This is a genomic window from Priestia sp. 53B2 (assembly GCF_056099005.1).
Genome location: NZ_JBLZXA010000069.1, coordinates 1 through 461, shown reverse-complemented (window position 1 = coordinate 461; position 461 = coordinate 1). Strand labels below are relative to the sequence as shown.

Genomic DNA, 461 nt, shown 5'->3' with positions numbered 1-461 from the left:
CAACTGTCTGCCTTGTAATGCCGACTGAATCAGCTAAGTCTTGTTGTGTCCATTTAAAACGGGCACGTAATTCACGAACTCTATTTCTGAGCATTTAGAAGCCTTCCTTATCCATTTATTTACTTTTGATTGTAAGGTATCATTTGCAAAATGTAAAGGATAGTTTGCATTTTAGACGATATAGTTTTATTCCTATAACATGCTTTACGGTGCGACAAGAAGTCGCTTTTATATAGTGTGGCTCACGCCACTGGTTTAGACGCAAAAACTATCCCCGTCCAAAACTGCGGGCCTGGTAACGGGCTCGTGGGTTGCATGCGGAAATGCGGAAACGGAGAGTCAGTGCACGACTCGGAACACTGCTAGGGGAAGATGAGTATGGTGAACATTAGTGAAGGTTTGTAAGCTTCGTAAGTGTTAGCTCAGGATAGTGCACAGCTTTGCCTGGGTATTGGCAAGAG

The 461-nt window shown here is 43.6% G+C and carries 1 protein-coding gene; it reads right to left on the bottom strand.

Annotated elements, in window-relative coordinates; translation table 11 throughout:
* Positions 1–94 (bottom strand): helix-turn-helix transcriptional regulator (locus ACN6NE_RS31095; RefSeq protein ID WP_474329438.1); only part of this gene is annotated, 94 nt, incomplete at its 3' end.
* Positions 95–461 lie beyond the last annotated feature (367 nt).